Below are 10157 nucleotides of genomic sequence, written 5' to 3'. Positions count from 1 at the left end.
TGCGCCGGCCGGCACGCGATCACCCGAACGGGACCGAGAATCGAATCTCCGTCCGGCCCTCAAGCCCCAAGAGCGCTTTGATCACGGCTTCTCAGGTCAGACAGGGTGCGGGCGATCAGGGCCGGGAACGCGTAGTCGAAGTCGCCCGGCTCGGGAGTGCGGGTGCGGCGGATCTCCAGGAAGCGGGCGACGGCCAGATCCTCCCACCTCGACCTCCCCGCCGCCACGGCCACGGTGCCCGGCCCCCGCACCGCGCCCGAGGCGGAAACCACACAGTCGGCTGCGGACGGTACGGACGGGTCGACATCCTGAAGACCCGTCCGCCTGGCGTCGCTCCCGGGGTGAAACGCCGGGCCGGGGAGGGCCTGGCAATGGGTTGAGGAGGAGATGGGCATGGCGCGTTCGTCAGGAGTGTCGCCGGCCGAGCGAGTGGCGAGGGTGCGGTGCAGCGCGGGGTCGCTGACGAGCACAGTGACGCCTCTACCGCTCCGGTGTCATACGTCGACCCGCTCGAAGATGTGCGGGTACGACACGATGTCGTCGGGGAACTCGGCAGCCATGCGCTCGAACTCCGGGCTGCCGATCGCCGTGGCGAGCGCCTCGGTGGACTCCCAGACCGCGATGTTCATCAGAAGTCGGCTGCCCGCCGTTCCCTTGTGCATCTGCAGGGAGACGAATCCCGGCTGCGCCTTCATGAACTCCGCCTGCCTGCGAAAGAGGACCAGGAACGCTTCGGTCCTCTCCTTGGGAACGACGAAGGTGTTGGCCAGGACGATGGGCCCGGTCTTCTCCTTGAACTGCGCAAAGACCGGCGTTGTCGGGTCCAGGCTCTCCAGCTTGGCCATCTTCGGTACTTCCTCTCGCTCTTCGTCAATCGCTGTCGGTTGCCCACGGCGCCGCGGTCGGCCACCGCCGTACTGGCGGATCAGGGATCAGCGGTGGTGGGACGGGGAGGGCCGGGATGGCGTCACACGGTGAAGACGCGCTCGACTTCGTCGCGCTGCGTGTGCAGGTCCCAGTAGAGGGGGGCGACCTCCTCGGCCGAGGCCGCCGGTACTCCGGGCGGGCCGTCCGTGCCGATCCACACGCCGATGGCGATGTGCGCGGCCTGGACGCCGGTGTCGGCCAGTTCCTTGTGCAGGCCGAGTACCCAGTTGCGCAGCGCGGCCTGGGCGGCGTTGAGGTTGCCGAGCATCGGGGTGGGGTCGGCCGAGCCGGCGCCGTTGGTGTAGAGCAGCGTGCCCGCGCCGGCCTCGCGCATGGCGGGCAGCACGGCCCGTGTGGCGGCGATGGCCCCGTAGAGCAGGAAGTCCATCGCCCACTGCACATCGGAGGGGTTGGTCTCGGACGGAGCGGTGAGCGGCGTGGATGCGATGCTTCCGGCCGGGGAGTACTCCAGGACGTCGATGCCGCCGAAGCGGGTGGCGGCGTCCTTGAGTGCCTGGGCGAGCGCGTCATGGTCGAGGACGTCCGCGGGGAACGCGGCGGCCGTGATGCCTTCGGCGTCGAGCCGGCCGACCAGGTCGTCGAGCTTGTCGCGGTTGCGGGCGATGAGAGCGATGTCGAAGCCGTGGGAGCCGAAGGTACGGGCGACGGCCAGGCCCATACCGGGGCCGGCTCCGACGATGGCGATGCTGGGCACAGTGAATCCTTTGCTGGGAAACCCGTTGGGAAAGGGGTGGATCAGGCGACGGTGAGCGCGATCCTGCCGAGCGTGCCGGCGCCGAACGCGGCGAACGCCTCGCCGGCCTGCTCCAGGTCGTAGGCGGAGATCACCAACACCTTGAGGGTGCCTGCGGACGCAGTCGGCCTCCGGACTCGGCTCGGCGGTGGCGATCACGCGCGGGAGCAGTTCTACGACCGCACTCCAGGTAGTGGGGTGGTTCGGGGGGCGGGACCACATGCCGTTGCCGGTGCCCCCACCGCTCGTAGTCGTCGACGAAATGGTTGTCGTGGGCTGTGTGGAGCCGGCTCAGGTCACGCTCGTTCACAGTGGCGAGCTGTGCGAAGTACTCCTCCCGCGGTACACCTGGCGAGAGTGCCATCAGGAGGGTGGCAGGTTCGGCGCCCTCCTTGCGGAGCGCGTGGACGTCACCCGCCGCGGCATGCATGGTGTCGCCGGGCCGCAGCGTTCGCCAGGCCCGCCCATCGAAGTAGGCGACTTCACCTTCTTCAACGATGAAGGTCTCGCTGAACGTCGTGTGAAAGTGCGGGGCAGGTCCCCGGCTGGAGGGCGACATGCGCCACCGGTAGATGCTCACGATCCCGTTGGTCTCCGCTGGGCCGGCGAGGACTTCGATGGTCGATCCGCCAGCGCCCAGCCGGATCGTTCGCGTCTGTTGGGCTCGCTCGGGTTCCCTGGAACACCGGGCTGTCGACTCCGTGTCGGTCATGACCCGAGTCTCGGGGCTTCGCCGTTCTGCTCGCGCTCACTTCGGCGGTGGCCTAACAATGGTGGGGTGATCCGCTACCGATTGGGCGCTGGTGCTGCGAGTGTGCGGTGGGCGATGTCGCCGATCCACGAAGTGGTCAGCCTGGCCCGGCTCTTGACCGAACCGCAGCGTCACCCGATGTTCCACCCGTGGCTTCGCCGCCGCCGCAGTCTCCCGCTCCCCGACCTGGGGGCGCTCACGGTCTTCATGGCCGAGGGCGCGTATCGACCCGACTTCCTCGACCCGTCGCCGATGTCCAGTGAGCCAACGTTCGAGGAAGGCATGGATGCCCTCCTCGCCGCGCCGGCGGACCAGACGTACGCCGAGCTGGTCGACGCGACGACGGGGCGCGGGGCGGAAATGGGCCGCCGACTGCTCGAAGACCCCGAGCGAGCCAGGTCCGAGGCCGCCAATGCGCTGCGCCGCCTCTGGAAGGCAGTTGTCGAACCGGAATGGCCGTCGATGCGGCAGGCGCTGCGTGCAGAGATGCTGGATCGGGCCATCCAGGTCAACCGCGAGGGGCTGCGCGCAGTCCTTCCGCGCCTGCACCCTTCCGCTGCGTGCGAAGGCGACACCATCACCGTCGAGAAGACCGTCGACATCGACGTCGACTGCCCTGAAGGACTCATTCTCGTACCGTCACTGTTCATCACCGACCGGATGCAGTGCACCACCTCGGACCACTGGACTCCGGCGATCTATTACCCGGCATCCGGGCGGTACCTCTGGGCGGCACCTCCCACTCCGAGGTCCCTTGACCGTCTTCTGGGGGTGACTCGATCGAGGATCCTGGCCGCGCTCGCCACTCCGCTGCAGACGACCGTTGTGGCCAGGCTGGTGAGCGTCACCCCTCCGACGGCCAGCGAACACCTGGCAGTCCTGCGAGACGCCGGGTTGATCGACAGCAGCCGGGCCGGTCGCACGGCCACGCACGAGCTCACCGAGGCTGGACGTGCTCTCCTGGACGCGGCCTCGCCACAGCCATGACAGGTCCGCAACCGACCCCCCTCGGCGGCCCGCACGGCGCCGTCGCCGACTGCAAGTCGCTGCCCGCGAAGCCCGAACAGATGACCCCAGCCGTCCCCGCCGACCACTGGTGATCTTCACCGAAGGCGAACAAGGCAGGGGCGCACCCGGGGCTACTCTCACAAACGATCACAGGAAGAAGCACAGAGGAGCACTCACCCCGAGCCACGGGGCGGAGCCCTTGGCAGTGTCGTCACTGTCTGTGACGGAGCTTCCCGGTGTGCCACTCGAACTGGCCGTAGATGGGGACCGATAACTGGCCGTACCTGGGGAAAAGATCTCGGCCGCTGACACTTCACCTGCCCGTTCGACGCCCGCGGCGACGCCGTCCCGCTGCGCACCGCCGCCAGCCGCAGCCGGCCCCCGCCCGCAGCGCCGCGTGACCGGGACGGGCGCCCGGCGGCGGGGTGGTTCCTCTCCATGATCCTCGGCTCCTTCCCGCAGGCGTGGCGGGCGACGGGATGGGCCTCGCACCCGGCAGCTAGATTGAATGATAGGGGCTGGGTATCATTGATTCATGCTGTATCAGACGCCCCGCCTTGAGTCCGTCGACCGTCAGGTCCTGGAGCAGATCAACTCCATGCGCGATCAGTTGCGGCACGCCGTTCAGCAGGCACCTATGAAATGGACTCTCGACCTGCGCAAGGCCCTCACGGCCAGTGCCATCGCAGCCTCGAACACCATCGAGGGCTATCGGGTCGATGCGAGGGACGTCGCCGACCTGATGGATGGCGAGCGCGAGGTCGAGGCCAGCGACGAGAACAAGACGGAGACCCTGGCCTACCAGCAGGCCATGACCTACATCCAGTCCCTCCACGACGCCCCTGACTTCCGCTACAGCAAGGAACTGCTCAACGCCCTGCACTGGATGCTCCAGGGCCACCACCACCCGCTCAAGACCGCCGGGCAGTGGCGTAGGACGGCCATTCGGATCACGGCCCCCGGTGACGAGCTCGCCACGGACTACGAGGGACCGGACCACGAGCTGCTGCCCGGGCTGATGAGTGAGCTTGTCAGCTGGCTCAACGATGGCGACCTCGAGAGCCACGTCCTCGTGCGGGCCGCGATGGCGCACCTCAACCTGGTGAAGATCCACCCCTGGTCGGACGGCAACGGCCGGATGTCCCGTTCTCTGCAAACTCTCCTGATCGCCCGGGGCGGAGTCCTCGCCCCTGAGTTCTCCTCGATCGAGGAATGGCTGGGGATGCCCGGCAACACTTGGGACTACTACAAGGTGCTGCGCGAGGTCGGTGGTCCGGTCTGGTCACCCCAGCGGGACACATTGCCGTGGATCAAGTTCAATCTCCTCGCGTACCACCAGCAGACGCAGCGGGTCCAGCGCCGCGTTGACCGGTCCAACGACTGCTGGACACAGCTCATCGAGGCGGCTGACAGGTACGGAATCACCGAGCGGCAGACGACCGCTCTGCACGAAGTAGCGATGGTGGGGCGGGTGCGCCGCTCGCGCTACGAGAAGGCCGAAGCGATCAACACTCAACAGGCGACGAGGGACCTGCAGGCCCTGACCAAGGCGGAACTGCTGACAGCAGTGGGGCAGACGAAGGGCCGTCACTACATTGCCGGGCCGCGGTTTCCGCAGAAGGTTCTGGAAACCGCCCAACGGCACCACACCATCGTCAACCCGTATACCGCCACGTAGCAGGCGGTTCGCCCCTCGAGGTGGTTCGCCGTGCACACTCCCCCGCCCGCATCGTCGTCGTCCCCCGAAGGCGGCGACGCCTCCTACGAGGACGCGAAGGAGGCGATCGGCGCCGTCATCGCCTGGTGCAGCCGGGAGCTGATGGCCGCCAGGCGCTCGGGCGACCAGCAGCGCCAGCAGGACCTGGCCGCGCAGCTGCAGGTGTGCGGCGAGGACCGGGAGCGGCTTGTCGACGCCGGGCCCGCGGAGATCGGCCGCATCACCGAGCTGTACACCGAACGCCTGAAGTCCCTGGAAGCCGCCGGGAATGGCTAGTCGCTGATGTCGTCGATGATGGTGAGCAGGAGGCTGGGGCCCTCGGCGGAGTCCGCCACGACCGAGTTGCGCAGACGGACCCGCTGGTAGCCGGCGTCCCGCTGGGACAGCCGCAGTTCCGCCCGGCCACCCTCGAAGCTGGCGCGTTCCAGCAGCTCCCGGTCATCAGGGTGGACGAAATCGGCGAAGCTGTGCTGGCGCAGCATCGCCCGGGTGCGGCCGAGCAGCCGACAGAACGCGTCGTTGACTCTGGTCAGCTGGCCGCGCTCGGTGCCTTGCAGTTCGGTGATGGCCATCCCGCTAGGCGCGTACTCGAAGGCCTGCCGGAAGCCTTCCTCGCTGGCCCGCAGCTCCTGCTGCTCCTTCTCCAGCCGGGCCAGTACGCGTTGCTGTTCCGCACGGAGCCGGGCGTTGCCGATCGCGATGGCGGCCTGCGCCGCGAACCTCTCCAGCGCCTGAAGTGATGAGGTGTCGGGTCGCTTGCCGTTGCGCGGCTGGTCGACAGAGAGGACGCCGAGCAGGTCGCCGCCCGCGCTGTACATCGGGGCGAGCAGCCAGTCGGCGGGGTGCCAGTCATCGTCCTGGACGGGAAGTGGGCCGTCCCCGATCCAGCGCGGGATGTCGCTGGCGATGGCCCCGACGCGGTCGTAGGGCAGGAAGCGCAGGGTGCCCCAGTGGTCGCTGACCGCGAGCAGCTGGTCCCAGGACTCCCGGAAGCCGACCTGGCCGAGCGACACTGAAGGCCCGCCCATCGGGCTCTCCTCCAGCTCCCAGACGGCCGCCACCACCAGGTCGCCATCCGGGCGAACCAGGTGGACCGCGGCGGCGTCAAAGCCGAGTCCGCGCACCGCGCCCTCGACGACGGCCTGCAGCGTGCCCGCCAGGCTGGGTGCGGCGTTGAGGTCCATCAGGATCCGGTGCGATGCGTCCGGGGCGACCAGGTCTTGAGAGCCGGCGGTTACCTTCTCAGCGTCTGCCTTCGCGCGTGCTTGGTCGCGCTCGTTCTTGAGGGCGCCTTCCGCGGCGACGAGGCGTGCCTCCAGCCGCAGGCAATGCTCCTCCGCTTCGTGCTTCAGTGCCTGGGCTCGTGAAAGCTCGGCACGGAGGGCCTCAAGCTCGGCTTTGAGGCCGCGGATCTCGTCCTTGAGTTCGTCCGCGCCGTTGGGCCCGGTGTAGATGTCGAGCTCTGAGGAACCCGAGGCGTAGCGGGCAGCGGCCCAGTCGGTCTCCAACTGCTGGTAGCGCTGTTCGGCTTGTCGGGCCCTGTCCTCGGCGACTTCCAGCTCGCGTAGCAGGGCACGCTCACGAACGCTGGCGCGGTGGAGCTCGCGTTCGGCAGCGCCGAGGCTCTCTCGAAGCTGGTTGAGCTGGTACTGGGAGGGGTTGCGCACCCGCAACGCTTCCAAACGCAGTCGGTGGGCCTGACTTCGGACGCCGTCGGTGACGGGGTTTCCGTTGAGCTCGGTCACCTGTTGCAGGAGGGCGTCCACGAAGTCCGTAGGGGCGATCCGTTCGCCGCTGAGGAAGCGCGAGATCGACCCTTTGTTGCGATTCAGGCGGGCAGCGAGCCGGGTTTGCGAGATGTTCAGAGCCTCGAAGAGCTGGTTCAGGAAGCTGATGAAGGCTTCGACCTCGGGCTCGTCCTCCCGTACACGCCGCCCGGGTTGCCCGGTCGGTTTCTCCAGCATGCCGCCCCCTCCTCAAGTTCTCCTGTGTTGCATCCAGGTGGCAACCGTTGCGACTGGTGCAACACCGACGTCTAGCGGAAGCGTAGGCGACGGGCCCAGACCGACCAGCGGCCGCCGAAGCCCAACTACGGCGCCCGACGGCGGGTTCTGTCCCCTGGCCTGTTGATGCACGAGAGAAACGGAGAACAGAACGTGGACGAGCTGGACCCGCCAGGTGCGGCACCGAGTTGGGACGGGGTGGAACGCCGGGCACGCTGCTCGCAACGAGATGTGGAGTCGGCCCGGGAGCCTGTCAGGCTGAACGGCGAGCGGTTGGGCCAACAGATCCTCGTGGGGATCGGATCCACCGTCGGCGCGAGCGCAGTGATCTGGGTGGTGGAGTTCGTCGCCTCCCACCTCGACGTGTACTGGCATTGAGCCGCGCCGCGCTCGCGGGACCGGCGATCGGAAGGAAGCAGCCCTAGTGCCGCATCAGGCAACGTTCGCCCTGTCGGAGGTCCTGCCTGTAGAGGGCTTCGGCCGTTGCCGACATAATCGACTGATGAGCTCCATCGAACGCCCTTTGCCGCCCCTGAACGCTGACGAGCGCACCACGCTCGAAGGCTGGCTTGACTTTCACCGCGCCACCCTCGCCATGAAGTGCGAGGGCCTGGACGATGGGCAGGCCGCCGTCGCGTCCGTGCAACCGTCCGGCTTCACATTGACCGGCCTCGTCCAGCACATGGCGGAGGTGGAGCGCAACTGGTTCCGTCGAGTGTTCGCCGGAGAACAGGCCCCGCCCATCTACGACCCGCAGGCCGACCCGTCTGCCCCCGACGGCGGCTTCGAACTGGCCGAGGGCGCCACACTGCACGACGCTCTGGCCACCTGGCACGCGGAGATCGCCCGCGGCCGCGAGCTCTGCGGCGACCGCGCTCTGACCGACACCGGCCACTTCATGGAGCAGGACGTCAGCCTCCGCTGGATCTACGTCCACATGATCGAGGAGTACGCCCGCCACAACGGCCACGCCGACCTGCTCCGGGAGCGCATCGACGGCACCACTGGTGTATGACACCAGATCAGTTAGGGTCCGGCCTATCGTGAGGTGACGCGCCGCCGGGTTCCGGGCCGGGCGGCGCGTCGTGTCAGAGTGCTCGGGTGGCTGAACGTGTGCGCGTGCGCGAGATCGATGACGATGAGGGACAGCGGCTGCTGCGGATCATCCGCAGGGGCACCGGGTCGGTGGTGACCTGGCGGCGGGCCCAGATGGTGCTGCTGTCGGCCCAGGGCATGCCCGTGGCGAAGATCGCCGAGGTGACCTTCACCAGCGCGGACCGGGTCCGGGACGTGATCCACGACTTCAACGTCGACGGCTTCGAGGCGCTCTACCCGAAGTACAAGGGTGGTCGGCCGAGGACCTTCACCCTTCCCGAGCGCCGCGAGATCAAGAAGATCGCCAGGTCCAAGCCGGCCGAGCACGGCCTGCCGTTCTCGACCTGGAGCCTGGCCAAGCTGGCCGACTTCCTGGTCGCCGAGGGGGTGGTCGACGACATCAGCCACGAGGGCCTTCGGGTCCTGCTCCGCGAGGAGGGCGTCTCCTTTCAACGCGTGAAGACCTGGAAGACCTCGAAGGATCCCGACTACGAAGCGAAGAAGGCCCGCGTCGAGCACCTCTACGCGATCGCCGACGGCGAGGTCATACCCGAGGAGGGTGAGCCCGAAGTCGTCTTCTGTCTGGACGAGTTCGGCCCGCTCAACCTCCAGCCACACCCCGGGCGGCAGTGGGCCGAGCGCGGCGGCAAGGGCAAGGATCCCGACCGCGAGCCGCGGCCGAGGCGGCGGGCTACCTACACTCGTCCGCACGGGGTGAGGCACCTGTTCGCCGCCTACGACCTCGCCAAGGACAAGCTCTACGGCCACATTAAGAAGACCAAGAACCGGTCGAAGTTCCTGGAGTTCTGCCGCTACCTGCGCAGCCTGTACCCGGCCGACGTGCGGATCGCAATCATCTGCGACAACTACTCCCCGCACCTGACCACCAAGCGCTGCCGCCGGGTCGCGAAGTGGGCCGAAGCGAACAACGTCGAAATCGCCTACACCCCCACCAACTCCTCCTGGCTGAACCGCATCGAGGCCCAGTTCACCGCTCTGCGCTACTTCACCCTCGACGGCACCGACCACGCCAGCCACAAGGAGCAGGGCAGCATGATCCGCCGCTACATCATCTGGCGGAACAAGCACGCCGCCGACGAACGCCTACGCAAGATCGTCAACAGGGCAAACGTTGCCTGATGCGGCACTAGCTAGTGCTGTGACCGCGAACGTTCACCGGGTTGGCGATGGTAGGGCCAGAACCGGTTGGATGTAGGAGACATCCAATGGTCTGGGGGGCGTGGTGGCGGAGCCGGTCACAGTGCGGAGGTTGACCGATCAGGAGGGTCAGCAGTTACAGCGGATCGTGCGACGGGGTAGCACCAGTTCGGTGCGCTACCGGCGGGCGATGATGCTGCTGGCCTCGGCCGGCGGCAACCGGGTGCCGGTGATCGCCCGGCTGGTCCAGGCGGACGAGGACACGGTGCGGGATGTGATCCACCGGTTCAACGAGATCGGCCTGACCTGCCTGGACCCTCAGTGGGCGGGAGGCCGTCCCCGCCTGCTCAGTCCTGACGATGAGGACTTCGTCATCAAGACGGCCACCACCCGCCCGGCCAAGCTCGGCCAGCCCTTCACCCGCTGGTCGATTCGCAGACTGCTCACCTACCTGCGCCGGGTCCACGGCCGGGTCATCCGCATCGGCCGCGAGGCCCTGCGCTGCCTGCTCGCCCGACGAGGCGTCACCTTCCAGCGCACCAAGACCTGGAAAGAGTCGACCGACCCCGACTACGACGCCAAGCTCGACCGGATCGAACACGTCCTGGAACACTTCCCCGACCGCACGTTCGCGTTCGACGAGTTCGGCCGTGCGCCACGAGGCGCTGAGGAATCGAGTGGGAGGAGGAGCCCACGGCTGGTCATCGCAGTGACCGGTTGAAGCTGGAGGCAGGCTGATCCCCA

Annotated in this window: 11 protein-coding genes and 1 pseudogene; 7 read left to right on the top strand and 5 right to left on the bottom strand. The window is 67.9% G+C overall.

Annotated elements, in window-relative coordinates:
* Positions 1 to 59 precede the first annotated feature (59 nt).
* From ACWC9T_RS39080 to ACWC9T_RS39065, 4 genes are all read right to left on the bottom strand, one after another.
* Entirely contained in the window at positions 60 to 470 is a 411-nt protein-coding gene (locus ACWC9T_RS39080; protein WP_449825796.1) for a hypothetical protein, read from the bottom strand.
* A gap of 24 nt (positions 471 to 494) precedes the next feature.
* Positions 495 to 845 (bottom strand): antibiotic biosynthesis monooxygenase family protein, encoded by a 351-nt coding sequence (locus ACWC9T_RS39075; RefSeq protein WP_449825795.1) that lies wholly within the window; start codon positions 843 to 845, stop codon positions 495 to 497.
* Positions 846 to 967: 122 nt separating this feature from the next.
* The gene (locus ACWC9T_RS39070; RefSeq protein WP_449825794.1) at positions 968 to 1642 is read right to left on the bottom strand and encodes an SDR family NAD(P)-dependent oxidoreductase; all 675 of its coding nucleotides are present in this window, start codon (positions 1640 to 1642) and stop codon (positions 968 to 970) included.
* A 130-nt stretch (positions 1643 to 1772) separates the two neighbouring features.
* Positions 1773 to 2240, bottom strand: coding sequence for a cupin domain-containing protein (locus tag ACWC9T_RS39065; RefSeq protein ID WP_449825797.1), 468 nt, complete (start codon positions 2238 to 2240; stop codon positions 1773 to 1775).
* Between the two features lie 219 nt (positions 2241 to 2459).
* Between ACWC9T_RS39065 and ACWC9T_RS39060 the strand changes: the two genes are divergently transcribed.
* From ACWC9T_RS39060 to ACWC9T_RS39050, 3 genes are all read left to right on the top strand, one after another.
* A complete protein-coding gene (locus ACWC9T_RS39060; protein WP_449825793.1) occupies positions 2460 to 3419 on the top strand; it encodes a DUF5937 family protein in 960 nt (319 codons plus the stop codon).
* Between the two features lie 556 nt (positions 3420 to 3975).
* Positions 3976 to 5118, top strand: coding sequence for a Fic family protein (locus tag ACWC9T_RS39055; protein ID WP_449825792.1), 1143 nt, complete (start codon positions 3976 to 3978; stop codon positions 5116 to 5118).
* Positions 5119 to 5148: 30 nt separating this feature from the next.
* Positions 5149 to 5433: a hypothetical protein gene (locus ACWC9T_RS39050; protein WP_449825791.1), complete on the top strand. Its 285-nt coding sequence runs from the start codon at positions 5149 to 5151 to the stop codon at positions 5431 to 5433.
* On the opposite strand, the gene ACWC9T_RS39045 is transcribed toward ACWC9T_RS39050, so the two are convergent.
* A complete protein-coding gene (locus tag ACWC9T_RS39045) occupies positions 5430 to 7121 on the bottom strand; it encodes a GAF domain-containing protein (RefSeq protein WP_449825790.1) in 1692 nt (563 codons plus the stop codon). The two genes, ACWC9T_RS39050 and ACWC9T_RS39045, sit on opposite strands and share 4 nt — an antisense overlap.
* A 192-nt stretch (positions 7122 to 7313) precedes the next feature.
* Here ACWC9T_RS39045 and ACWC9T_RS39040 point away from each other — a divergent pair, with 192 nt between their 5' ends.
* The 4 genes and pseudogenes from ACWC9T_RS39040 to ACWC9T_RS39025 all read left to right on the top strand — a co-directional run.
* Entirely contained in the window at positions 7314 to 7538 is a 225-nt protein-coding gene (locus tag ACWC9T_RS39040; protein ID WP_449825789.1) for a hypothetical protein, read from the top strand.
* Positions 7539 to 7662: 124 nt separating this feature from the next.
* A complete protein-coding gene (locus ACWC9T_RS39035; RefSeq protein WP_449825788.1) occupies positions 7663 to 8175 on the top strand; it encodes a DinB family protein in 513 nt (170 codons plus the stop codon).
* A gap of 86 nt (positions 8176 to 8261) precedes the next feature.
* Complete coding sequence (locus ACWC9T_RS39030; RefSeq protein WP_449825787.1) at positions 8262 to 9395, top strand: IS630 family transposase; 1134 nt, start codon at positions 8262 to 8264, stop codon at positions 9393 to 9395.
* A 103-nt stretch (positions 9396 to 9498) separates the two neighbouring features.
* A pseudogene (locus ACWC9T_RS39025) lies at positions 9499 to 10095 on the top strand (helix-turn-helix domain-containing protein); the annotation flags it as partial.
* Positions 10096 to 10157: the final 62 nt, after the last annotated feature.

This window comes from Kitasatospora sp. NPDC001159, from assembly GCF_053598235.1.
This window is presented reverse-complemented; position numbering and strand designations above follow the sequence as displayed.